At 72.7% G+C, this 24179-nt stretch carries 18 protein-coding genes; 7 read left to right on the top strand and 11 right to left on the bottom strand.

Features of this window, described 5'->3' with window-relative positions; translation table 11 throughout:
* Positions 1 to 27: 27 nt before the first annotated feature.
* From U8525_RS16400 to U8525_RS16410, 3 genes are all read left to right on the top strand, one after another.
* A complete protein-coding gene (locus tag U8525_RS16400; RefSeq protein WP_374266649.1) occupies positions 28 to 900 on the top strand; it encodes a hypothetical protein in 873 nt (290 codons plus the stop codon).
* Between the two features lie 94 nt (positions 901 to 994).
* The gene (locus tag U8525_RS16405; RefSeq protein ID WP_374266651.1) at positions 995 to 1711 is read left to right on the top strand and encodes a YcnI family protein; all 717 of its coding nucleotides are present in this window, start codon (positions 995 to 997) and stop codon (positions 1709 to 1711) included.
* A gap of 22 nt (positions 1712 to 1733) precedes the next feature.
* A complete protein-coding gene (locus U8525_RS16410; protein ID WP_374266653.1) occupies positions 1734 to 1934 on the top strand; it encodes a hypothetical protein in 201 nt (66 codons plus the stop codon).
* A gap of 101 nt (positions 1935 to 2035) precedes the next feature.
* Here the strand turns inward: U8525_RS16410 and U8525_RS16415 are convergent, their stop codons facing one another.
* From U8525_RS16415 to xdhC, 4 genes are all read right to left on the bottom strand, one after another.
* Positions 2036 to 3178, bottom strand: coding sequence for an MbnH family di-heme enzyme (locus U8525_RS16415; protein WP_374266655.1), 1143 nt, complete (start codon positions 3176 to 3178; stop codon positions 2036 to 2038).
* Positions 3179 to 3190: 12 nt separating this feature from the next.
* On the bottom strand, positions 3191 to 4057 hold the full coding sequence (locus U8525_RS16420; protein ID WP_374266657.1) for an MbnP family copper-binding protein: 867 nt from the start codon (positions 4055 to 4057) through the stop codon (positions 3191 to 3193).
* A 77-nt stretch (positions 4058 to 4134) separates the two neighbouring features.
* Positions 4135 to 7968 (bottom strand): xanthine dehydrogenase molybdopterin binding subunit, encoded by a 3834-nt coding sequence (gene xdhB, locus U8525_RS16425; protein WP_374266659.1) that lies wholly within the window; start codon positions 7966 to 7968, stop codon positions 4135 to 4137.
* On the bottom strand, positions 7965 to 8795 hold the full coding sequence (xdhC, locus tag U8525_RS16430; RefSeq protein ID WP_374266661.1) for a xanthine dehydrogenase accessory protein XdhC: 831 nt from the start codon (positions 8793 to 8795) through the stop codon (positions 7965 to 7967). Before xdhC ends, xdhB begins: the two co-directional genes overlap by 4 nt.
* A gap of 153 nt (positions 8796 to 8948) precedes the next feature.
* Here xdhC and U8525_RS16435 point away from each other — a divergent pair, with 153 nt between their 5' ends.
* Both U8525_RS16435 and U8525_RS16440 read left to right on the top strand, forming a co-directional pair.
* On the top strand, positions 8949 to 9386 hold the full coding sequence (locus U8525_RS16435) for a DUF2383 domain-containing protein (protein WP_374266664.1): 438 nt from the start codon (positions 8949 to 8951) through the stop codon (positions 9384 to 9386).
* A 168-nt stretch (positions 9387 to 9554) separates the two neighbouring features.
* Positions 9555 to 10394, top strand: a complete 840-nt coding sequence (locus U8525_RS16440; protein WP_374266666.1) for a hypothetical protein — start codon at positions 9555 to 9557, stop codon at positions 10392 to 10394.
* Between the two features lie 6 nt (positions 10395 to 10400).
* Here U8525_RS16440 and U8525_RS16445 read toward each other — a convergent pair whose 3' ends face one another.
* The 3 genes from U8525_RS16445 to U8525_RS16455 form a co-directional block, all read right to left on the bottom strand.
* Positions 10401 to 11495, bottom strand: coding sequence for a hypothetical protein (locus U8525_RS16445; RefSeq protein ID WP_374266668.1), 1095 nt, complete (start codon positions 11493 to 11495; stop codon positions 10401 to 10403).
* A 12-nt stretch (positions 11496 to 11507) separates the two neighbouring features.
* Positions 11508 to 11684, bottom strand: coding sequence for a DUF2378 family protein (locus U8525_RS16450; RefSeq protein WP_374266670.1), 177 nt, complete (start codon positions 11682 to 11684; stop codon positions 11508 to 11510).
* Positions 11685 to 11814: 130 nt separating this feature from the next.
* Complete coding sequence (locus U8525_RS16455; RefSeq protein WP_374266672.1) at positions 11815 to 13704, bottom strand: M4 family metallopeptidase; 1890 nt, start codon at positions 13702 to 13704, stop codon at positions 11815 to 11817.
* Between the two features lie 256 nt (positions 13705 to 13960).
* On the opposite strand from U8525_RS16455, the gene purL reads away from it, so the two are divergent.
* Positions 13961 to 17857 (top strand): phosphoribosylformylglycinamidine synthase, encoded by a 3897-nt coding sequence (gene purL / locus U8525_RS16460; RefSeq protein WP_374266675.1) that lies wholly within the window; start codon positions 13961 to 13963, stop codon positions 17855 to 17857.
* 19 nt (positions 17858 to 17876) lie between these two features.
* Here purL and U8525_RS16465 read toward each other — a convergent pair whose 3' ends face one another.
* From U8525_RS16465 to msrB, 3 genes are all read right to left on the bottom strand, one after another.
* Positions 17877 to 19787 carry a glycosyl hydrolase family 18 protein gene (locus U8525_RS16465; protein WP_374266677.1) on the bottom strand — a complete coding sequence of 637 codons (1911 nt, stop codon included), beginning with the start codon at positions 19785 to 19787 and terminating at the stop codon, positions 17877 to 17879.
* A gap of 129 nt (positions 19788 to 19916) precedes the next feature.
* Entirely contained in the window at positions 19917 to 21605 is a 1689-nt protein-coding gene (locus U8525_RS16470; protein WP_374266679.1) for a glycoside hydrolase family 18 protein, read from the bottom strand.
* A 52-nt stretch (positions 21606 to 21657) separates the two neighbouring features.
* Entirely contained in the window at positions 21658 to 22080 is a 423-nt protein-coding gene (msrB, locus tag U8525_RS16475) for a peptide-methionine (R)-S-oxide reductase MsrB (protein WP_374266681.1), read from the bottom strand.
* 217 nt (positions 22081 to 22297) lie between these two features.
* Between msrB and U8525_RS16480 the strand changes: the two genes are divergently transcribed.
* Positions 22298 to 22717 carry a CBS domain-containing protein gene (locus U8525_RS16480; protein ID WP_374266683.1) on the top strand — a complete coding sequence of 140 codons (420 nt, stop codon included), beginning with the start codon at positions 22298 to 22300 and terminating at the stop codon, positions 22715 to 22717.
* 66 nt (positions 22718 to 22783) lie between these two features.
* Here the strand turns inward: U8525_RS16480 and thrS are convergent, their stop codons facing one another.
* A complete protein-coding gene (thrS, locus tag U8525_RS16485; protein WP_374266685.1) occupies positions 22784 to 23986 on the bottom strand; it encodes a threonine--tRNA ligase in 1203 nt (400 codons plus the stop codon).
* Between the last annotated feature and the right edge of the window lie 193 nt (positions 23987 to 24179).

The following is a 24179-nucleotide window of genomic DNA, read 5'->3' on the forward strand; positions in this document are numbered from 1 at the left end:
CGTGGTAGACGCCGCCCGGGAGGGCGCGTGAGAGCCATGCTGGGATCAGGTCGTGAGGTGACGCGGTGGACGTGGACGGCGCTGCTCTGGTGCGGCGCGTTGGGCTGCTCCGCGGAGCCGGCCATGGCGGTGGTGGTGGACGCGGGCGTGGTGGACCCGGGCCCGGACAGCCTGCCCTGTGACGTCCAGGCGGTGATCGCGGAGCGCTGCGCGTCCTGCCACGCGACGCCCGCGAAGGCGTTCGCCCCCATGGCGCTGCTGGCGCGCTCCGACTTCCAGCGGGCCTCGACGGTCGAGCCTCAGCGCAGCGTGGGGCAGCGCAGCCTGGCGCGGCTGGAGGACGCGGCGTCTCCGATGCCGCCGGCCTCCGAGCCGCCCATGCCGGAGGCGGAGCGGGCGCTGCTCACGGAGTGGCTGGAGGCGGGGATGCCCGCGGGGACCTGCGGCAGCCTCCCCGCCGGGCCCGCGCCGACGACGTGCGCGAGCGGGAGCTTCTGGTCCGAGGCGAGCGGCACCGGGGCCTCCATGGCGCCCGGCCTCGCCTGCCGGAGCTGCCACCTGGTGGAGGCGCCCCACGTGGCGTACTTCTTCATGGGCACGGTGTTCCCGACGCTCCACGAGGCGGACGGGTGTGAGGCGCGGCTGCGGGAGCCGTCGAGCGTGAAGGTGGAGATCCTGGACATGGAGGACCAGGTGCGGCTCACGCTGGTGCCGAACTCCGCGGGCAACTTCACGTCCACGACGCTCCAGCCCTCCTTCCCCATGCCGTACCGGGCACGGCTGGTGGGGCCGGAGGGCACGTCGCGGAGGATGAGCACGCCGCAGAGCAACGGGGACTGCAACACCTGCCACACCGAGCAGGGCGCCCAGCACGCCCCGGGGCGCATCCAGCTGCCGTGAGGAGGGCTGACGCGGGCGCTGCGACAAATGACCGCAGCGTTCGCTCCGCGGAGGGCTGATATCCGGGATGCTCCTTTCTTCCTGGAGTCATCCGATGAAGTCCTTCCTGAGGCCGCTGTGCGTCGTCGCGGGTTCGCTGCTGTCCTCCACCGTCTACGCGCACGCGGCGGTGTCGGGGGCCACGCCTCCGTACGCGGGGGCGACCTTCGACGCGGACGTCACGGTGAGCCACGGCTGCGACGGCGCGGACACGTACCAGATGCGGGTCCAGCTTCCGGAGGGGGTGACGAACGTGCGCCCGGTGGACTCGGTGTTCGGCAGGGCCGAGGTGGAGAAGGATGCCTCCGGCAACGTGACGGCGGTGACGTGGACGCGGACGGGGGAGGTGCGGGCGGCGGACACGCACTTCTTCCGCCTGGGGCTGCGCATGAAGCTGCCCTCGAGGCCGTTCACCACGCTGTTCTTCCCCACGACGCAGACGTGCCGCACGCCGGCGGGCGCGGAGTCGGTGGTGGAGTGGACGGGCACCGAGGGCGGGGAGCACGACCACGACGGGGACGCGGGCACGGCGCCCTCGGAGAACCCGGCGCCGTCGCTCTACCTGCTTCCCTCGCGGCTGCCGGGCTGGAACCAGTACACGGTGGAGGAGCACGTGCACGACCTGACCGTGTTCAAGGACGCGCTCATCGTCTGGTCCGGCGCGCAGGCGTACAGCTTCAACCCCGCCACGCAGGCGCTCATTGAGAAGGAGCCCGGCGTCACCGCGCTCACCCAGATCCACCCGGGCACGGTCATCTGGGTGAAGTACTAGGCCCGCACGGGAGACCGCGATCATGCGCCACTGGCTCTTCGTGTTGTGTGTCGGCGTTCTCGCCGGCTGTTCGGACAAGCCCTCGTCGCCGCCCCCGGAGCAGACGGACGCGGGCGCTGTCGTGGAGGACGCGGGCACGGCGTCCGGGGTGGAGCGGCCGGGGGCGCTGGAGCGTCCGCCGCTGGAGCGGTTGCCGGACGACCTCAAGCCGCCCTCGCGGTAGGGCGGGCTTCAGGGGGCGCGGCGCTGCCCACCGCGCTCCAGGTCGGGCCCGCCTCGCGGCATGGGGTGGCCGGCTGGAGCCCAGCCGGCCACGAGGCCGGCTCAGGGCGCGGTGGCCGGGTCCGCGAAGCGCGGGTCGGTCAGGAACGCCGTGTCCGTGAGCGACTCCAGGAACGCGATGACGTCCGCCTTCTCCTCGGGCGTCAGCTCGAAGCCGCGCACGAAGGCGCTCTGCAGGGGGCTCGGCTGTCCGCCGTTCGCGGCCGTCGCCCGGCCTCCCGCCGCGTAGTGGTCCAACACGTCGGAGAGCGTCGCCACGCTGCCGTCGTGCATGTACGGCGCGGTGACGGCCACGTTGCGCAGCGACGGCGCCTTGAAGCGCCCCATGTCCTCCGGGCGGCCCGTGAGCTCGATGAGGCCTGGATCCCCGAGCGGATAGGCGCCCTGCCCATCCTCGTTGTAGAGCCCCGTGTTGTGGTACGGCAGCACCGGCTCCGGCGTCTGCTCGTGCACGGTCGCGTCCTGGAAGTTGAAGCCGGAGTGGCAGTGGTCGCACTCCAGGCGCTCGGACAGGAACAACTGCAGGCCCCGCTTCGCCGCGGGGCTCAGCGCGTCCACCTCCTTGCCGTACAGGTAGCGGTCATACGCGGACGTGCCCGACAGCAGGGACCGCTCGAACGCCGCCAGGGCCCGCGTCAGCGTGGCCAGCGACACCGGCGTGGCCTCGTTCGGGAACGCCTCCGCGAAGCGCGCCGCCAGGTCCGGATCCGCGCGCAGCCGCTCCAGCAACACCTCCTGGTCGTCCCCGAACCCCAGCTCCACCGGCTCGCGGCCGAACAGCGGCACCAGCGCCTGGGCCTCCAGCGAGGTGAGCGCGGAGTTGGCCCAGGTGAGGCTCGTCGCGTACGCCACGTTCGCCAGGCCCTGCGCGTTGCGGCGGTGCGCCTGGCCCGTGCTGCCCACCGCGTGCACGCGGCCGTCCGTGAAGGCCCGGGCCTGCTCATGGCAGGAGGCGCAGGACTGCGTGCCGTTCAGCGACAGGCGCTTGTCGTAGAAGAGGCGCCGGCCCAGCTGGACCTTCGCCTCCGACATGGGGTTGTCCTCCGGCACGCGCGGCGTGGGGAAGCCCGCCGGCAGCCTCCAGTCGTAGGGCGTGGACTCCTCGGGGGGCCCCGAGGGATCCGCGCAGCCCGCGGCCAGCAGCGCCGCCGTCGCCAGCGCCTTCCACGCTCGTGCTCGTGCCACGTCGGACGTCTCCTATTCGGCCCGGATGAAGGTCTGCGCGGCAGGGTCCGCCGCCTGGCTGCCGAAGCCCAGGCCCAGGCGCTGGAAGAGGGGACCGCAGTCCGCGTCGGTGGGCGACGACATGCAGCCCGCGGCCGTGCTGGGGGCGTTCGCGTCCAGGTCGGAGCCCGCGAAGAGCGCGCCCAGGTCCATCACCACGCGGCCCTTCGTCACGTCGAAGCCCTCCAGGTGGAACTCCGGACGGTTGGGGTTGTCGCACCCGGCGGTGCCCTGCGTCTGGCCCTCGGGCGGCGGCGCGCAGGACGTGCTGCCCAGGTGCAGGACGTGCTGGGGCAGGCCCTGCGTCCGGCCCTCGATGTGGGCGAAGACGAAGCCGCTCTGCCAGCTCCAGTGCAGGCTCATGTCCCCCAGCGGGGCGCCCAGCGTCGTCGGGTCGCCGTGGTTCAGGTCCTCCGGCACGCCCAGCGTGAAGCGCAGGCCCGTGTAGTCACCCTGGGGCACCGTGCCCCGGATGGACGCGTTCATGCCCGCCGTGCCCTGCGTGCACAGGCCGTCCTTGTTCGCGAAGTCCAGGAGCACCACGCCCGAGTGCTGCCACGTGCCGTCCTCGGTCAGCGTCACGGGCACCTCCTGCCCGCCCCGCGTCACCAGCCGCACGTCGTGCACGTACACCCGGAAGTCCATGGGCTCGTAGGTCGTCCCCGTCGTCCCGACGTTCGTGTACGTCTGGCCGCACGCGAACGGCTCCGCGCCCACGCGGGCGACGACGGGGAGGTCCACCGTCAGCACCTCGGGCGTCTGGGGTTCGTCCTCCCCACAGCCGAGCGCGCCCACGAGGGCCAGCGGGAGGAGGAGGCGGGAGCGGAGCAGGGTGCGCATGGGTTTCATCCTTGGAAGGTGCCTCCGTCTAGCGCACCGGGGGCGCGGGCATGCCGTGGCATGTTGCCGCACCCGCCTCACGCCACCTCGCGCGCTTCGTCCGGGGCCGGGAGCCCCGCGCCCCGCGCCTTGCGCCGCTGGATGGCCAGGAAGAGGGCCTCGTGCGTGGCGGGCGAGGGCAGCGCCACGTCGCCGCCCGGCGCTCCGAAGGCGGCCACCGCGTCGCGCAGCGCCTCGCGCACGGACAGGGCCAGCATCAGCGGCGGCTCGCCCACGGCCTTGCTGCCGTGGATGGTGCCCTGCTGCCCGGCCCGCTCCACGAACGCCACGCGCAGGTCGATGGGCGCGTCGCTGAAGGCGGGCACCGCGTAGGTGCTGGCGGAGTGCGTGAGCAGCCGGCCGCTCGCGTCCCACTTCAGCTCCTCGCCGGTGAGCCACCCCATGCCCTGCACGAAGCCGCCCTCCACCTGGCCCCGGTCCACGCCGGGGTTGAGCGAGTCACCCACGTCCTCCAGCAGGTCCGAGCGCAGCACGCGCTTCATGCCCGTGTCGCCGTCCACCTCCACCTCGCTCACCGCCGCGCCGTAGGCGAAGTAGAGGAACGGCCTGCCCCGGCCCTTCTCCCGGTCGTAGCCGATGCCCGGCGTGCGGTAGTAGCCCGTGACGGACAGGCCCACGCGGTCGCGGTAGGCCTCCTCCACCACCGCCGCGAAGTCCAGCCCCTGGTCCGGCCGCGCCGCCGCCGCGATGCGCCCGCCCGCGAACACCAGCGCGTCCGGCGACACCGCCTGCCCGTGCAGCTGGACCAGCATCCGCGCGGCCACCGGGGCCAGCCGCTCGCGCACCTGGATGCAGGCCTCGCGCACCGCCGCGCCGTTGAGGTCCGAGCCGCTGGAGGCCGCCGTCGCGGACGTGTTGGGCACCTTGTCCGTGGCCGTCTGCGCCACGCGCACCAGCTCCGCGGGCAGGCCCAGCTCGCGCATGGCCACGCCTTGAATCTTGGTGTGCAGCCCCTGGCCCATCTCCGTGCCGCCGTGCGACAGCAGCACGGAGCCGTCGCGGTACACGTGCACCAGCGCGCCCGCCTGGTTGAGGAAGGTGGCGGTGAAGGAGATGCCGAACTTCATGGGCGTGATGGCCAGGCCGCGCTTGATGCGGGGGCTGGCCGCGTTGAAGGCAGCCACCTCCGCGCGGCGCCTCGCGAAGTCGGAGGACTCCAGGAGGTCGTTCCACAGCTTCGGCAGCCGGTTGTCCTCCAGCTCCTGGCCGTAGTGCGTGGTGTTCGTCTCGCCCACGCCGTCGTAGAGGTTGCGCTGGCGCACGGCCTCGGGCGCCAGGCCCAGGGTGCTCGCGATGCGCGCCAGGATGTCCTCCATCACCAGCATGCCCTGGGGGCCCCCGAAGCCGCGGAACGCCGTGTTGGACACCCGGTGCGTCTTCGCCACGCGGCCGGAGTAGCGCACCGCCGGCACGTAGTAGCCGTTGTCCAGGTGGAAGAGGGCGCGGTCGGTGATGGACTCGGACAGGTCCAGGGACCAGCCGCCGTTGGACGTGAGGTCCGCCTTGAGCGCGAGCAGCCGCCCCGTGGCGTCGAAGCCCACCTCCCAGGCCGCGTGGAACGGGTGGCGCTTGCCCGTGACGACCATGTCCACGTCGCGGTCCAGCATCCACTTCACCGGCCGGCCCGTGTGCACCGCCGCCAGCGCCACCAGCGCCGCGGGCGCGTTGCCCTGCGTCTCCTTGCCGCCGAAGCCGCCGCCCATGCGGGGCGCCTTCACCACCACGCGGCTCCGGGGCAGGTGCAGCACGTGCGAGAGGATGGCCTGCACTTCCGACGGGTGCTGCGTGGAGGACGTCACCGTGACGTCGCCGTCCTCGCCCACCTCCGCGAAGGCCGCGTGCGTCTCCAGGTAGAAGTGCTCCTGGCCGCCCAGGGTCAGCTCGCCGGACAGCCGGTTCGGGCTGGAGGCGAGCGCGCTGTCCACGTCGCCCCGGCGGATGACGTGCGGGTCGGTGTGGAAGCTGCCCTGCTCGAGGGCCTCGGCCAGCGTGAGCACCGCGGGCAGGGGCTCGTAGTCCACCACCACCTGCCGGGCGCCCTCGCGGCAGGCCTCGGGCGTCTCGCCGACGACGAGCGCCACCACCTGCGAGTGGAAGCGCACCTCCTCCTTCGCGAGCAGCGGCTCGTCGTGGCGGATGGGGCCCGTGTCGTTCATGCCCGGGATGTCCTCGGCGAGCAGCACCTTCACCACGCCGGGCACCTTCAGCGCGGCGCTGGCGTCGCGGCGGAGGATGCGCGCGTGCGCGTGCGGCGACAGCACCGGCCACACCGTCAGCATGGGGCGGCGCTGCGCGAGGTCGTCCACGTACTGCGCGCTGCCCGTCACGTGGCCCAGCGCGCTCTCATGGCGCAGCGCGCGGCCGGCGTCCGCCGTGGCGGAGGGCGCGCCCGGGGCGAACCGGGGGCGTCCGTCCAGCACGGGGCTGCGCGCGCCGGAGGCGAACTTCTCCAGCAGCGACACCACCAGCCCGCGGCGGTAGTCCGCGCTGCCGCGCAGGTCCGTGAGGGGCGTGAACTCGCGCTCCAGCGTGGCGCGCACGCGTTCCACGGCCTCCGCGTTCCACGGGTGGCCCACGAGCAGGGCCTCCGTCTGCCTCGCTCGCGACGGGGTGGCCGCGACGCCGCCGTAGCCCAGCCGGGCGGTGCGCACGACGCCCTGCGCGTCCGTCTCGATACAGAAGCCCGCCGCGACGATGCTGATGTCCAGCTCGCGGCGCTTGGACACCTTGAAGCTGTCCGAGTGGCGCGTCAGCCCGCTGTCCTTCGCCGGGGCGTGGGGGATGACGATGAAGCGGACGACCTCGTCCGGCTGGAGCGCCGTCTTGCGGTAGGCGAGGAAGAAGTCCGACAGCGCCACCGTCCGCTCGCCGCGCGCGGACGCGAGCACCAGCCGCGCGTCCAGCGCCAGCAGCACCGGCGCCGTGTCCCCGATGGGCGACGCCGTCACCAGGTTGCCCGCCAGCGTGGCGCGTTGACGGATCTGCCGCGAGGCGAAGACGTTGAGCATCTTCGCCAGCTCCGGCACCTCGTGGCCCAGCGCGTCCTCCACGTCCACCAGCGACGCGGCGCCGCCCACGTACCAGCCGTCCTCCTCGCGGCGGATGGCGCGCAGGGCCTCCACGCCCTCGGTCGAGATGAGGAACGGGTAGCGGCGGGCCTTCTTGGTGATGTCCACGCCCAGCTCGGTGGCGCCGGCCACGAGCATCGCCTCCGGGTGCAGGGCGCGCAGCGCGAGCAGGTCCTCCCAGGTGGTGGGGCGCAGGAACAGCCCGTCGCGGGCCTCGTAGCGCAGGGGCGGGGTGGGGGAGGGCGGCCCCTCCAGCGAGACGCAGGGCAGTCCGGGGCCGGCGCCCTTCGCGTCGCGGAGGGCGAGCGCGTCCATCATCGCGTCGCGGATGGGGCGGTAGCCGGTGCAGCGGCAGATGTTGCCGCAGAGCTGATCCGCCACCGCCTCCGGCGAGCCCGCGTCCCTGCGACAGTAGGCCTCCACCATGGAGACGACGAAGCCCGGCGTGCAGAAGCCGCACTGTGAGCCGTAGTGCTTCACCATCGCCTGCTGGACGGGGTGCGGCGCGGCGCGGCTGCCCACGCCCTCCACGGTGATGAGCTCGCGCCCGGCCACCATGGGCACCAGCGCGATGCAGCTGTTGAACGCGCGCAACGTCCTCTGCCCGCGCGTGTCCCGGTCCACCATCGCCACGGTGCACGCGCCGCAGTCGCCCTCGGCGCAGCCCTGCTTCGTGCCCGTCAACCCGCGCGCGCGCAGGTAGTCCAGCAGGGTGGTGTTGGACGACGCGTCGTCCACGCGGACCGGCTGTCCGTTGAGCCGGAACTCGAAGGGGGTGCTCATTCCCCGGAGGATAGCAGGGGCTCGGGCGGCGGCTGAGCGCCTGCTTCCGGGGCCAGCCCCTGGGCAGGTCCATGGTGGAGCTGGAGCAGCCCGGCCGCGATGCTCACGGCCACCTCCTGTGGTGACTTCCCGCCGATGGGCAGCCCCATGGGGCACTGGACGCGGGCCACCTGCCCGGCGGGCACCCCCTTCGCCTCCAGCCGCTGCCGGAAGCGGGCCCACTTGGTGTCGCTGCCGATGAGGCCGATGTAGCGGGCCGGCCGCTGGATGGCGAAGGCGATGATGTCCTGATCCACGTCGTGGCGGTGCGTCATCACCGCCACGTAGGTGCGCCGCTCGTCCCAGGCCGCGCGCGGCGCGAAGTCGTCCCACGCCTCCTCATGACGCACCACGCCCGCGGGCACGAGCGGGGAGTGGACCCACTCGGCGCGCTCGTCCACCAGGTGCACGCGGAACGGGGTGCCCTCCAGGATGCGGCACAGCGCCTGCCCCACGTGGCCCGCGCCGAAGAGATAGAGCTGCGGCCCGTGATTGACGGGCTCGACGAAGACGTCCACGACCCCTCCACAGCACTGGCCCAGCCTCGCGCCCAGCGGATAGCGGAACGTGCGCGCCTCGCCCCTGGCCAGGCAGGCGCGGGCGTCCTGGAGCACCAGCTGCTCCAGGTGGCCGCCGCCGATGGTGCCGTGGAAGGTGCCGTCCGCGCGCACCAGCAGCTTCGCGCCGGGGGCCGCGGGCGTGCTGCCCTTGCACTCCGTCACCGTCACGACGGCGAACGGCGCGTCCCCCCGTGCCCACTCCGAGAGCTGGTGAACCCAGTTCCACATGCGGCCAGGGAGTCTGCCACGGCCGCCGTCCTGGCGGCGCTCCCCTGGACGGTCGCCGTGGGGACGAGGAGGCCAGCGCGCGTTGCCGGCTCGCCGCGGCGCACCACCTTTGCGCCAGTCGAGTTCATTCACCGGAACCAAGGAGATGACGTCATGGCGAACACGGACATCGAGACGCTGAACTCCTTCCTGCGCGGTGAGCTGTCCGCCGTGGAGACCTACCGGCAGGCGAGCAAGCACATGAAGAGCGACATCGCCCGGACCGAGGTGGATGCCTGCCTCCATGACCACGAGGCCCGCGTCGACGCGCTCAAGGAGCGCATCGAGAAGCTGGGCGGCAGCCCGGCGGAGAGCTCCGGCGTCTGGGGGGCCTTCGCGAAGATCGTCCAGGGCGGGGCCGACCTGCTGGGGGAGAAGGCCGCCATCGACGCGCTGGAGCAGGGCGAGGACCACGGCCTGGCGGACTACAACCGCGACGTGGCCAAGCTCCACGGCGAGGCGCGCAGCTTCGCGCGTCAGCAGCTCCTTCCGGCCCAGAAGCAGACGCATGATCGGCTCAGCCGCCTGAAGCACAATCCCACCCTGCACTGAGCGTGTGAGGGTGCGCAGTGCCGGACATCGCGAGGTGCCCATCCTGGATGAGGGGATGGGCACCTTGTGGTGCATCTCACGTCCGCGCATCCTGGCCTGGAGGCCCCGGGAAGCGTGCGATATTCGGAAGGAGGACGCTTTCTCCGGCGAACGAGGGTGAAGAGGCACATGGGGCGTGAGCACACGGTGCCGGGGCCGCGCGAGCCCGGGCCCGGCACCGACGGCGAGGACGCGGGGCCACGGGCTGCCCGCCCACCCGAGGCGCGCGCCGGGGACGCGGGACCCGCGTCCGTGCCCTCCCCGACGACCGCCGACACCAGCTACGCCGCGGGGGCCCTGGGCACCGGCGTGGAGGTGCTCTTCACCACCTCCGAGCGCGCCCTCCAGTGGGCCTGGCGCGTGCTCCAGCTGGCGCGCGGCGTGGTGGAGAACTCGCCCAAGGGCGACGCCTACCTCCGCGAGGCCCGCGCGAGCGTGGTGGACTTCCTGGACCACATCCCCCCGCACGTGCGCCGCGGCGTCGACGAGGTGCTCGTCTTCTGCAACCTGTGGCAGGCCGTGGGCGTGCGCCTGCGCCGCCTGGGCGGCTTCCCCGCGGGGGACGACGTGGCCTTCCACCAGCTCTGCGAGGACGTGGAGCTGCTCCAGCGCGCCGCCCAGGCCCGCCTGGGCACCGCCGCGGCCTTGGAGCAGGGGCTGCTCAAGGACCTGGGCCACCTGCGCGCGCTGGCCCTGTCCTGCGGCGACACCGCGAACGAAGTCACGGTGGGCATGGAGGTGTTCACCCGCTGCATCGCGGAGCTGATGGCCGTGGCCAGCGCCATGCGCCGCGCGTGGGAGGCCACCGCCCATGAGCTGGCCGAGTCCGCCGCGTGGCTGCGCGCGGGCGACCCGGCCTTCAGCGCGTGGCTGGCGGAGCACCTGGTCGCCGCCGAGCCCGCGTGGGAGCGCACCCAGAAGATCGCCCGCTGGCTGCGCGACGTGGGCGCCTTCGCGGGCCAGCCCTGACCGGGCTCAGGGCTCGGTGAGGATGCGGTGCCGGTACAGCTCCAGGAGGATGTCCGGATCCAGGTCCGCCTGCCGGTGGTCGCGCAGGTGCTGGCGGACGGCCTCCACGGGCTTCTGGCCGGTGAACTCCACCAGCAGCGCGTAGGCCTCGCCGGGCAGCGCCACCGCGTCGTATTCGCTGTACGAGCCCAGCGCCACGCTGCCGTCCGGCAGCCACTTCACCGTGGCGTCCGGGTTGAAGCGCAGGACGCGCGGCAGCGAGGGCGCGGTGGCGCTCGTGTGCAGGTTCTCCAGCACCTTCTGCTCGATGGTGCCGTCCAGGCCCAGCATCCGCTCCAGCCCGTCCCGGGACACGGCGCGCACGGCGTCGTAGCAGGCGCGGTAGAAGTCCTTCTCCAGCCCGGCGTACCCCTGCCAGAGCGCGGCGTACACCTTCGCCGGGGGCGCCGCGTCGTCCAGGTCCTCCACGGACAGCGGGCCGCTGGCCACCTCCGCCTTGTCGCGGCCCTCCAGGAGGAACTCCGGCATCAGCTGGAGCAGCGCGTGGCGCGACAGCTGGAACTCCGCCAGCGTCAGGTACGTCTTGAGCGACATCCAGAAGCGCTGGCCGTCGCGGCCCGCCACGTACTTGCAGAAGAACGTGGAGCAGACGGACTCGCGGTACGCCCAGATGGTGCAGCCGCCGGACTCCAGCGCGTAGTACGGGCAGCGCAGCGACGACGCGCGGCCGAAGAACTGGTGCGCGTTCTTGTAGAGGTGGTTGAACTTCGCCGGCGGCTTCACCCACTGCGGGCTCACGCCGATGCGGCTGTCGATCTTCGCCTCGATGCGCCGGCGCCCCTCCGCCATCTGCGGCGAGTCATCCGACAGGAGCGCGCCCACGAGGTAGTTGGGCAGCCGGGGCTGGTACGTGCAGCACTTGGTGTCCGGCCGGAACAGGTGCTCCGCCCCGTCCACCGAATCCACCGTGGCCCGCGCGGAGGCGCGGCTCATGGCGCAGTTCGAGCAGGTGGCCTTCGTCTCCGTGGGCGCGTCCTTCTGGAAGAAGGCCGGCAGGAGGTCCTGGTAGAGGGCGGGCAGCGTCGAGAGGATGGAGGACATGAAGGGAAGGGGTCAGGAGGACCGGTCGGCCCACTCCAGGTGATAGGTGGCTGCTTCGGGCGAGTGGCGGGTGCGGTGCAGGGTGAGCCCCCGCACCCCCACGCGCAACATCCCTTCCTCCAGGGTGCCGTCCACGAAGCCCTCCAGCGTCTGCGGCTCGTTGAACCAGATGACGCGCGCGTCCCTCATGGTCCCCTGACCTCGGCGGAGGCCCGGAGCGGCCCCGGGCGCGCATTCTTCGCCCAGGGCCCGGACGGAGGCCAGCCCCAGGTGCCCCCCTCCCGCGGGGCCGCGGCGAGGGCGAGCGCCGGGTGGTGCGTCAGTAGTGCACGGACAGGCTCACGCCGCTGTAGGCCGTGTAGCCCCAGAGCATGATCCACTGCCGGCCGGCGGTGGACTGCGCCCCCAGGCTGCACGTCTCGTTGTTGCCTCCCATGTAGGGACGGCAGGAGTACGTCGTCGCGGTGGGCGCGGCGCCAAAGCGCGTGTAGAGGTCCACGTCCCCGGTGCCGCTGGAGAGGGTCACCGTGGAGGGCGTGTTCGCCGGCACGTCGAAGCAGAAGTACTGCTTCGAGTTGGCCGCGCCGGAGAGCAGGGACACCGTGGTGTTGTTGGGCAGCAGGGTGCACGCGGGCGCCGGCGTCACCGCGCCCACGCCCACCGCCATCCACGCCGCGTCCACCGCGTCCTGGACGTCGGTGCGGTAGCCCAGGTTCACCGCCGCCTGCCGCGTCGCCGTCTTCGCCGCGGCCAGGGTGGTGCTGGCCGTGAAGAGGTGGGCGTTGGCGTAATAGAAGATGCGGGCCGCGGCCTGCACGCCGATGCCCGGCACGCTCACCGTCGTCTTGCCGCGCGGGTGCGTGCCGCCGGTGGACAGCAGCTTGAACGCGAGGTTGGGCACGCCGGAGCCGGAGTGGACGTCCGTGGCGCTCGTCACGTCCGGGGCGTAGTCCAGCGAGGCGCCGTCCGCGGCGGGGTCGTTCATGTAGCGCAGGGCGTCCCCGGGCGTGCTCGGCGTCCAGGCCGTCTCGCCAATCTGCCAGACGGACGCCGCGGTGCTCCAGGTGCCCGTCGCCCAGCTGGAGCAGGCGGCGGCGAAGATGTCCGACAGGGACTCGTTCAACGCGCCGGACTGCCCGCTGTAGGTGAGGTTGGACGTGCTCTCCGTGACGGCGTGCGTGTACTCATGCACGACGATGTCCGGGTCCTCGCAGGGCGGCCCGGACTGGGGCAGGTTGCCGTCGTCGCACACCAGCTTCGTGCCGTCGAAGTACGCGTTCGCGGACTGGCCGCCGGCGTGCACCTGCGCCACCAACTGGCCGCCCGAGCCGTTGTACGAGTCGCGGTTGAAGTTCGCGAGGAAGCAATCGTAGAACAGGCCCAGGTGGCCGTACGTCGTGTCGATGCCGGTGTCCCCCGTGGGCAGCTGGCCCTCCATCCGGCACCAGCCGTGGGTCGCGCCGCCCACGGAGCACACCTTGCGGTTGCGCGCGGTGTGGATCTCCGGCGCGCGCAGCACCTCGTGGCCGTCCTCCGCGCTCACGTAGACGCGGTCGCGCAGCGGCAGGCCGTCCGAGTGCTGGCCGGACACCACCACCTCGAAGGCGCGGACCAGGGCCGCCTCCGGCGCCGGGCGGACGAGCACCTCCCGGACGGACTCCGCGATGCCACCGGCGGTCGCCGCCAGCGCCGCCTCGCTCGCGGCCTCCGCGCTGATGCGAGCCGCGACCGGCAGGGGCTCGCCCCCGCGCGCGGTGCCGTTCACCGCGTACACCTGCCCCCGCGCGTCCACGTGGGCGATGAGCTCCTCGTTCACCACCGGCAGGCCGCCCAGGGTCTGCGCGTAGCGCAGGTGCGTGTGGCCCAGCTCGTCCCGCTGGACGCGCAAGGGCACCACGTCCTTCGTCGTCAGCCGGAAGGCGGGCAGCACGCGCTGGAGGGTGGGCTCCAGGAGCGCGTGCGCCTGCCAGGCGCTGGCGCCGGGAATGGGCCGGCCCGTCGTGCCCAGTGCGCCCTGGATGAACTGGGGCACGCCGTCCTCGTGCACCCCCAGCACCTCCGCGCCGGGCAGCGCCCCCAGCGCGGCCTGGAGGTCGCCCAGGCGGGCCTCGGAGCGGGCGGAGGGCGCCTCGGCCTCGGGGCCGCCCGCACCACATGCGGACAGCGTGAACGTCAGGCCGGCGAGGAGCCAGCGGTTCTTTCGCGTCATGACCTGCCCCCAGTGTGACGAAACGAATCGATGCAGCCTGGCGAGCAAAGCATGGAGCACTGACTGTCAGGTGAATTCTCGGAAGACTGGGAGTGTTGGGGGAGGCCGGGGACGGAGGAGGGCCCACGTCGGCGGTGGTTCACCCACCTGGGTGCCGTGCGGGCGTGCTGGCACGAACTCCGGACGTTGTGACGCGAGGCGCGGTGATAAGGACGGCCCCGCTGTTACCTCCCGTCACCCGCTCGCAAGGACCTTCATGCTCACGCTGCGCGGGGCTCCGGCCCTCTCCGAATTCAGGCTCGCCAAGCTGCTCGCCCGTTGCCGGGAGCGGGTGCCTTCGGTGGCCACCCTCTACTCGGAGTTCGTGCACTTCGTGGACGCGTCCGCGCCGCTGACGCAGGACGAGGCGGCGCGGCTGGAGCGCCTCCTGGAGTACGGCCCCCACGCGGCGAGGCGCGAGCGCGCCGGCACGCTGCTGCTGGTGGTGCCGCGTCCGGGCACGGTGTCGCCCTGGGCCTCCAAGGCGACGGACATCGCGCACCACTGCGGCCTCGCGCAGGTGCGCCGCATGGAGCGCGGCATCGCGTTCTTCCTCACCGGCCCCGGCGGCCGGCCGCTGGACGCGAACGAGGCGGAGGGCGTGCAGGCGGTGCTCCACGACCGGATGACGCAGGCGGTGCTGCCCCGGCTGGAGGACGCGGAGGTCCTGTTCCGCACGCACGCGCCCCGGCCGCTCACGCGGGTGGACGTGCTGGGCGGGGGCCGCGCGGCGCTGGCGAGGGCCAACGGCGAGCTGGGCCTGGCGCTGGCGGAGGACGAAATCGACTACCTGGTGGCGCGCTTCACGGAGCTGGAGCGCAACCCCACCGACGTGGAGTTGATGATGTTCGCCCAGGCGAACAGCGAGCACTGCCGCCACAAAATCTTCAACGCGTCGTGGACGGTGGACGGCCAGCCGCGCGAGCGCTCGCTGTTCCAGGCCATCAAGAACACCTACGCCCAGAGCCCGGGCGGCGTGCTGTCCGCGTACAAGGACAACGCCGCCGTCATCGAGGGCTTCGAGGTGGAGCGCTTCTTTCCCCAGGGCGAGGCGCGCGAGTGGGGCACCGTGCGCGAGCCGGCCCACATCATGATGAAGGTGGAGACGCACAACCACCCCACCGCCATCTCGCCGTACCCGGGCGCGGCCACGGGCGCGGGAGGTGAGATCCGCGACGAGGGCGCCACCGGGCGCGGCGCGAAGCCCAAGGCGGGCCTCACCGGCTTCTCCGTCAGCCACCTGCGGCTGCCGGACTTCGCGCGGCCCTGGGAGGCGCCCTATGGGAAGCCGGACCGCATCGTGTCCGCGCTGGACATCATGGTGGACGGGCCGCTGGGCGGCGCCGCGTTCAACAACGAGTTCGGCCGGCCCAACCTCGCCGGCTACTTCCGCAGCTTCGAGCAGCACGTGCCCACGCCGGAGGGCGTGGAGGTGCGCGGCTACCACAAGCCCATCATGCTGGCGGGCGGCCTGGGCAACATCCGCGCGGGCCACGTGAAGAAGGCCCCGCTGCGGGCGGGCGACAAGCTCATCGTGCTGGGCGGCCCGGCGATGCTCATCGGCCTGGGCGGCGGCGCGGCGTCCTCCATGGCGCAGGGCGCGAGCGCGGCGGACCTCGACTTCGCCTCCGTGCAGCGGGACAACGCGGAGATGGAGCGCCGCTGCCAGGAGGTCATCGACCAGTGCTGGATGCTGGGCGAGCAGAACCCCGTGCGCTCCATCCACGACGTGGGCGCGGGCGGCCTGTCCAACGCGCTGCCGGAGCTGGCGCACGACAACGACCTGGGCGGCCGGCTGGAGCTGCGGGAGGTGCCCAACGACGAGCCGGGCATGTCCCCGGTCGAGATCTGGTGCAACGAGGCGCAGGAGCGCTACGTGCTGGGCGTGGCGCCGGAGGACCTGCCGCGCTTCGCCGCGCTGTGCGAGCGCGAGCGCGCCCCCTTCGCCGTGCTGGGCGAGGCCACCGCGGAGCAGGTGCTCACGCTCACGGACCGCGAGCTGGGGGACACGCCCATCGCGCTGCCCATGGACGTCCTCTTCGGCAAGGCGCCGCGCATGCACCGCGAGGGCGTGTCGCGCCCGCTGGAGCACGCGCCGCTGAGCCTCCCGTCCGACCTGAAGGCCCTGGCGCACGCGGTGCTGTCGCACCCGACGGTGGCGGACAAGTCGTTCCTCATCACCATCGGCGACCGCTCCGTGGGCGGCCACACGGCGCGCGACCAGATGGTGGGCCCGTGGCAGGTGCCGGTGGCGGACTGCGCGGTGACGCTGTCCTCGCTGATGTCCACCACGGGCGAGGCCATGGCGCTGGGCGAGCGCACCCCGGTGGCGCTGGTGGACGCGGCCGCCTCCGCGCGCATGGCGGTGGGCGAGGCGCTCACCAACCTCGCCGCGGCGCGCATTGAGAAGCTGTCGGACGTGAAGCTGTCCGCGAACTGGATGGCGGCGGCGGGCAGCCCCGGCGAGGACGCGAACCTCTACGCCGCGGTGCACGCGGTGGGCATGGAGCTGTGCCCCGCGCTGGGCCTCGCCATCCCGGTGGGCAAGGACTCCATGTCCATGCGCACGCAGTGGCAGGAGGACGGCCAGCAGAAGGCGGTGACGGCGCCCCTGTCGCTGATCATCACCGCGTTCGCGCCGGTGCTGGACGCGCGCGTCACGCTGACGCCGCAGCCTGTGGACGTGGCGGCAGACACGCGCCTGCTGCTCCTGGACGTGGCGAAGGGCCGGCAGCGGCTGGGCGCGTCCGTGCTGGCGCAGGTGCACCAGCAGGTGGGCCCCGAGTGCCCGGACGTGGATGACCCGGCGGCGCTGAAGGGCTTCTTCGCGGCGGTGCAGGAGCTCCAGGCGGCGGGCGTGCTGCTCGCGTACCACGACCGCTCCGACGGCGGCCTCTGGGCCACGCTCGCGGAGATGGCCTTCGCGGGCCACTGCGGCCTGGACGTGGACCTGGCCTCGCTGGGCGGCGACGCGGTGGCGGCCCTCTTCAACGAGGAGCTGGGCGCGGTGGTGCAGGTGCGCGCGGCCGACGTGGCGCGCGTGCGCGAGGCGCTCGCCCGCCACGGCCTGGGCGCGCACGTCCACGAGCTGGGGCGGCCCACGCCCGCGCAGGTTGTGCGCGTGCGGCGCGGCGGCCGGGAGCTGCTCGCGGAGGAGACGGTGGCGCTCAAGCGCACCTGGTCCCGCGTGAGCTACGAGATCCAGAAGCTGCGCGACAACCCCACCTGCGCCGAGGAGGAGTACGCCGCGAAGTGCGACGCGGGCGACCCGGGCCTGTCGCCCAGGCTCACGTTCGATCCGGCGGTGGACGTGGCGGCGCCGTACCTCGCCAGGGGGGCGCGGCCCCGCGTGGCGGTGCTGCGCGAGCAGGGCGTCAACAGCCAGCAGGAGATGGCGGCGGCGTTCACTCGCGCGGGCTTCACCGCGGTGGACGTGCACATGAGCGACCTGCTGTCGGGCCGCGTGTCGCTGAGGGACTTCCACGGCGTGATGGCGTGCGGCGGCTTCAGCTACGGCGACGTGCTGGGCGCGGGCGGTGGATGGGCCAGGTCCATCCTCTTCAACCCGCGTACGCGCGACGCCTTCTCCGAGTTCTTCGCGCGGCCGGACAGCTTCGGCCTGGGCGCGTGCAACGGCTGCCAGATGTTCGCGCAGCTGCGCGAGCTCATCCCCGGCGCGGAGGGCTGGCCGCGCTTCGTGCGCAACGCGTCCGAGCAGTTCGAGGCCCGCCTGGGCACCGTTGAGATCGCGCCGTCGCCGTCCCTCTTCTACCGGGGCATGGAGGGCAGCCGGATGCTCATCGTCGTGTCGCACGGCGAGGGGCGGGCGGAGTTCGCCGACACGGAGGCCGCCGCGCGCTTCAACGCCTCCGGGCTGGTGACGACGCGCTGGGTGGACAACCGGGGCCAGGTGGCGACGCGGTACCCGGCCAACCCCAACGGCTCGCCGCATGGCATCGCCGGCGTCACCACGAAGGACGGGCGCTTCACCATCACCATGCCGCACCCGGAGCGCGTGCACCGCACCGTGCAGCACTCCTGGCACCCGGCGGAGTGGGGCGAGGACGGCCCCTGGATGCGCATGTTCCGCAACGCCCGCGTCACCCTGGGCTGAGGGTGACGCGGGCCTCGCGTCACTTGAGGAAGGCGTCCCTCACGGCGTCCAGCAGCGGGTTGGCGCCCGTCGCGGGGTCGGTGCACCCCTGGTTGACGGTCCAGATGATGGTGCCGCCGTAGCCCTCCTGCTTCACGAACGCGCCCTTCGCGGCGATGGCCCGGGGGCCGTCATAGGAGATCCACCGCACCGTGCCGTCCTCGATGGGCGTGTTCGGCGGGAAGGTGACGTAGTCGGCCTGGGCCGCGTCGTCCCACTGGGCGGTCCCCCACGGCGAGTACTCGAGGATCTTCTTGTACGTGAACGAGTTGTCGCCGCCCACGTAGTCGGACCAGTCCGTGAAGGGCTGGTAGGGGCCGGTGATGTGGCGCCACGCCACGCCGTAGAAGGGGATGCCCATGCCCAGCTTCGCCTTGGGGATGCCCGCCTGCACCCACAGCGCCAGGCTGGAGCTGACGGACGAGGGGTGCAGCCCCTGCTCGCCTCGCAGCGCGGACGTGTGCCAGGACAGCCAGCCGTCCCAGGGCCCGACCATCTGGTAGGTCATGACGTTCACCTGATCCAGGTACTGGGCGAGCTGCGCGAACCACGGGTCCGCGTCCTCCGGGAAGTTGGTGTTGATCCAATGGATGGGGAACGTGAGGATCAACCCCGGGCGAGCGCTGCGCAGGGCCTGGACCAGGGCCAGCAGCTTCGGCCGGTCCTGCGGCTCCACGGGCTCCCAGTCCAGGTCCAGCCCGTCGTAGCCGAAGTCGTCCACCGCCTTCAGCAGCGCCTGGACGAACTTCGCGCGGTTCGCGTCGGACGCGGCGCCCACCCAGCCGTCATGCTCGCCGGAGCCACCCACCATGATCAGCGCCTTGCGGCCCGCGGCGTGCGCGCGCTGTGAGAGCGTGCGGGCGATCTGCGGCCCCTGGTCGTTGTCGAACTGCGTGCTCAGCGTGCCGTCCGGCCTCGGCGTGGCGCGGCCGACCATCAGGTGGGTGATGGCGCTGAAGTCCACCTTGTCCGGAGGGTAGAGGTCCGTGTTCCAGCCCGTGTAGTAGCCCGACACCCACTTGCCCGAGCCTGGGTTCGTGTCGGGCTGGACCTGGATGACGGCCCTCGCCACCTGTCGCGGCTCCGCGTGGCTCCGCGCGGCCACGCGGTAGGTCCCCGGCGCCGCGGGCGCGGTGTAGACCCCCGCGGCCGTGATGGTGCCCCCCGTCCCGGGCGGCTCGACGCTCCACTCCACCGCGGTGTCGCTCGTCCCGGTCACGGTGGCGGTGAACGCCTTGGAGGCACCGGGCGCCAGCACGGCGCTCTCCGGGCTCACGGTGATGTGCACATCCTCCGGGGGCACGTCCCGGTGCGCGATGCCGATGTCGTCGAAGAAGAGCATCGGCAGCGCGCGCCCCCGGCCCTCCTGGAGCCAGAGGCCGTTGATCCGCGTCCGGCCTCCGGACAGGAGCTGCTCGAGCGGCACCCGGCACGTGGTCCAGCGCCCGGCGCGGATGGCGCCGCCCTCGCAGGTGGGGCCCAGGAGAACGCCGATGGGCTGCTCGGTGCCGATGACCGCGCGCACGCGCACCGGCGCGTCATCGCCCGCGGTCCCTCCGTGCACCTTCAGCACCAGCATGTCCCCGGGCTCCACGTCGTAGCCCGGGTGCGCGAAGTACAGCGCATCCCAGGGCCCCATCTTCACGGAGATGGAGTAGGTGCCGGAGGCGACGGGATCCGTGGCGCTCAGCGAGTGAGGACCCCAGGAGTAGTCCAGCCAGGGAGGCTCCAACTGGTCGCGGTAGAGCCACGTCGTGGCTCCGAGCTCCGAGCCCTCAAGTCCAGGGGACGGGGGCGTTCGTGGCTCACTGGGAGGAGTCGCCAGCGCCAGCCCCGTGAACACCACGAGGGCCAGCATGACGGGCGACCACTGTCTGAACGAGCTTCGCATGGCACTCCCTCGGAACGTGAGCGCTCGCGCTCACACCGCGCCGGGATGGCGGGTGCCATGAGATTCGGGACGGGGGCATCGCCAGTCACCCCACCCGGAAGGAGGGGCGGGATGGCCCGTGATGACAGCCTATGGGAGGAAGGCCGCCCTCACCGCGTCCAGCAGTGGATTGGCGCCGGACTCAGGGTCGATGCATCCCTGGTTGAGTGTCCAGAGGATGGTGCCGCCGTAACCTTCCTGCTTCACGAACGCGGCCTTGGCGGCGATGGCCTGCGGGCTGTCGTAGGAGATCCACGTCACGGTGCCGTCCTCCACCTGCTTGTCCGGCGCGAACGTCACGTAGCTGGCCTGGGCCTTCTCATCCCACTGGTACTTTCCCTGCTTCGAATAGCGGAGGATCTTCTTGTACGTGAACGAGTTGTCGCCGCCCACGTAGTCGGACCAGTGCGTGAAGGGTTGGTAGGGCCCGGTGATGTGGCGCCACGCGAGCCCGTAGAAGGGGATGCCGAGGCCCAGCTTCGCCTTGGGGATGCCCGCCTTCACCCACAGCGCCAGGCTGGAGGAGATGGACGTGGGGTGCGGCCCCTGCTCGCCGCGCAGCGCGGACGTGTGCCAGGACCTCCAGCCATCCCACGCGCCGATCATCTCGTAGGACATCAGGTTCATCTGGTCGAAGGACGTCGCCAGCTCCGCGAACCAGGGGTCCGCGTCCGTGGGGAAGTTGGTGTTGATCCAGTGGAGGGGGAACGTGAGGAGCAGCTTCGGCCGCGCCTCGCGCAGGGCCTTCGCCAGGGCCAGCAGCTTCGGTCGGTCCTCCTTCTCCACGGGCTCCCAGTCCAGGTCCAGCCCGTCGTAGCCGAAGTCGTCCACCGCCTTCAGCAGCGCGCGGACGAACCTCGCGCGGTTCGCGTCGGACGCGGCGCCCACCCAGCCGTCGTGCTCGCCGGAGCCGCCCACCATGATCAGCGCCTTGCGGCCCGCTTCATGCGCGCGCTTCGACAGCGTGCGGGCGATCTCCGGCCCCCGGTCGTTGTCGAACTGGGTGCTCAGCGTGCCGTCCGCCCTGGGCGTGGCGCGGCCCACGAGGATGTGCGTGAGCGCGCTGAAGTCCACCTTCTCCGGCGGATAGTCGTCCGCGTTCCAGCCCGTGTAATAGCCAGACACCCACTTGCCGCCCTGGCCCGGTGCGCTCCTCGGGGGCGGCGGCGCGCCCACCCCCGCGCTGGCCACGGCCACCTGGCTCGGCTCCGCCTTGCTCCGCTGCTCGATGCCGATGTCGTCGAAGGAGAGCGGCGGCAGCGCCTTGCCGCTGTCCTCCTGGAGCCACAGGCCGGTGATGCGCGAGCGACCCGCGGGCAGCAGCTTCGCCAGCGACACGCGACAGGAGGTCCACCTCCGGGCCGGGATGGCGCCGCCCTCGCAGGTGGGGCCCAGGGGCACGCCCACGGGCTGCTCGGTGCCGATGACGACGCGCGCGCGCACCGCCGCGTTCGCGCCGTCCTTCCCGCCGTTCACCCTCAGCACCAGCGTGTCGTCCGGGGACACGTCGAAGCCCGGGTGGCCGAAGTACAGCGCCTCCCACGGGCCCAGCGTCACGGAGATGGCGTGGCGGCCCTGGGCCCCCGCCACGCGGGCGTTCATCGCGTGCGCGCCCGCCCACGTCAGGTCCTCCCAGGGCGCGGCCAGCCGGTCCTGATAGAGCCACGTCACCCGGGGTGGCGGGGAGGCGGTGACCTTCGGGGGCGGGGCCCCCTGGGCCGCGCTCCCCAGCAGCAGCGCGGTGAGCAGCACCCGGAGTCCGGCGGGAGGTCGTCGCATGGTCGCCCATCCTCGCAGAGGAGGGGAGCCGCGTCCTGCTCCGCGCCCTGCTTCAGGCCCGGACCAGCTCGATGGGGCTGCCTTCGGGGACGTGCTTCATCGCCACGGAGTTCATGCAGTAGCGCAGCCCCGTGGGTGGCGGGCCGTCCGGGAACACGTGGCCCAGGTGGCCGTCGCAGCGCGCGCAGCGCACCTCGGTGCGGATCATGCCGTGCGACACGTCGCGGATCTCCGTGACGGAGTCCTCCGACAGCGTCTGGGTGAAGGACGGCCAGCCGGTGCCGGACTCGAACTTCGTCCCGGCCTTGAAGAGCGGGTTGTTGCAGCCCGCGCACACGTAGGTGCCCGGCGTCTTGGTGCCGAGGAAGCAGCCCGTCCCCGGGTACTCGGTGCCGTGCTGCCGCAGCACCTGGAACTCCTCGGGGGTGAGGCGCTTGCGCCACTCGTCGTCGGAAAGAATGAGCTTGTCCGCCATGGGTCCTCCTCCACGTTTCGGGCCCGGGGCCCGGAGCACGACGTTGGATGCACCACCCGCCGCCGCGTCGCACCGTATACCAGGGAGGCAGGCAGGGGGCCGGCACCCCAACCGTCTTCCGCGCGACACGGCGGCCCCCGCGGACGATGGGTGGGATGGCCGTGCCTCGGTTGTACTTCTCCGGGACGCGGGTCGCGCGTCACCAGGAGGCCTGCCCATGCGGATTTCGGAGCTGATGCAGAGAGACGTGAAGACCATCGACGCGGATGAGTGTCTGCGCTCGGCCGCCGAGCGGCTGGACACCGCCATCCTGGGCGCGCTGCCCGTCACCGAGCACGGCCGGGTGGTGGGCCTGCTCACCGACTCCGAGCTCTTCCTGTGCTCCACCGTCCACGGGCACGACCCCGACGTCACCCCCGTGCGCGAGGCGATGACGGCGCCGCTCGTCACCTGCCCGGAGGACGCGCCGCTGGAGACCTGCGAGCGCCTGATGGAGGAGCACCACGTGAACCGCCTGGTCGTCGTGGACGCCGAGAACCACGCGGTGGGGCTCCTCGGCCTGGACGACGTCTCCTCCGAGCCGCTCAAGCTGCTGCGGCCCGGCGAGCCGCTGGAGCACCTGAGCCTCTACTCCTGAGCCGCCAGGGGCCCGGCGCCCCCTTCCGCGCGTGGGGAGGGCGCACCGGGCCTCGTGTCCTGACGCTCAGCCCGCCACGGCGGGCTGGCACGCGGCGGCCAGCCACGCGACGGCGTCATCCCAGGGCAGGTCGCGCTGGGAGCCATCGCGCATGCGCAGGCGCGCGCCCCTCGACTCCACCTCGCGGCCACCCACCACCGCGAGGAAGGGCACGCCGTCCTCGTGCGAGCCCAGGACCTTCTTCGACAGGGACTCGTCCCGCACGTCCGCCCGGGCGCGGCAGCCCGCGAGCCGCAGCCGCGCGGCCAGGGCTTCCGCGTACGCGGCGGCCCCCTCGCCCACGGAGGCCACCACCACCTGCTCGGGCGCGAGCCACGCCGGGAGCGCGCCCTCGTGGTGCTCCAGCAGCACGCCGATGAAGCGCTCCAGGCTGCCGAACAGCGCGCGGTGAAGCATCACCGGGCGCAGGCGCTCTCCGGACGCCCCGACGTAGTGCAGGTCGAAGCGCTCCGGCAGCACCAGGTCCAACTGGATCGTGCCGCACTGCCACGCGCGGCCCAGCCGGTCCTTCAGCACGAACTCCAGCTTGGGCCCGTAGAAGGCGCCCTGGCCGGGCTGGTCCTCGTACCGGAGGCCCGCCTGCCGCGCCGCGGACTGGAGCCACGCCTCCGCCTGGTCCCAGAGCGCGTCACCGCCGGCGCGCAGCGCCGGACGGCTGGAGAAGGCCACCTGCACGTCGTCGAAGCCGAAGCCCGCGTAGAACGCCTTGAGCGAGCGCACGAAGCGGATCACCTCCGCCTCCACCTGCTCCGCCGCGCAGAAGATGTGGCCGTCGTCCTGCGTGAACTGGCGCAGGCGGAACAGCCCGTGCAGCGCGCCGCTGGGCTCGCTGCGGTGCACCAGCCCGAACTCCCCCAGGCGCAGGGGCAGGTCGCGGTGGCTGGGGTTCATGCGCTGCACGAGCTGGATGTGGCCGGGGCAGCTCACCGGCTTGAGCGCCAGGTGCCGCTCGCCCTCGGGCAGGCAGAACATGTTCTCGCGGAAGTTCTCCCAGTGGCCGCTCTGCTCCCAGAGCGGCTGGGCGTAGAGCTGCGGCGTCCGGACCTCCCGGTAGCCCTCGTCGCGCATGCGCTGGCGGACGTGGTCTTCCAGGAGCCGGTACAGCATCAGCCCGCGCGGGTGCCAGAACACCATGCCCGGGGCCTCCTCCTGGAGGTGGAAGAGGTCCAGGCGCTGGCCCAGCGCGCGGTGGTCGTGTTCATCGAGCATCGTCGTCTCCGTGTGTCGGTCGGGATGAAGCAGCCGGGGCCGGACACGGGGCGTGTGAGGTTGCACGGTCGCCCCGGCCGGAACTCGGCGGGGCGGGAAACCGTGCGCTCGTCAGGCCACCGACACGCGCACCGGACCCACGCCCGCCGAGGCGGTGGTGGTCTGGGTCGCGGTGGTGGTGATGACGAGGCTC

The organism is Corallococcus sp. RDP092CA (genome assembly GCF_041903675.1).
GTDB lineage: Bacteria > Myxococcota > Myxococcia > Myxococcales > Myxococcaceae > Corallococcus.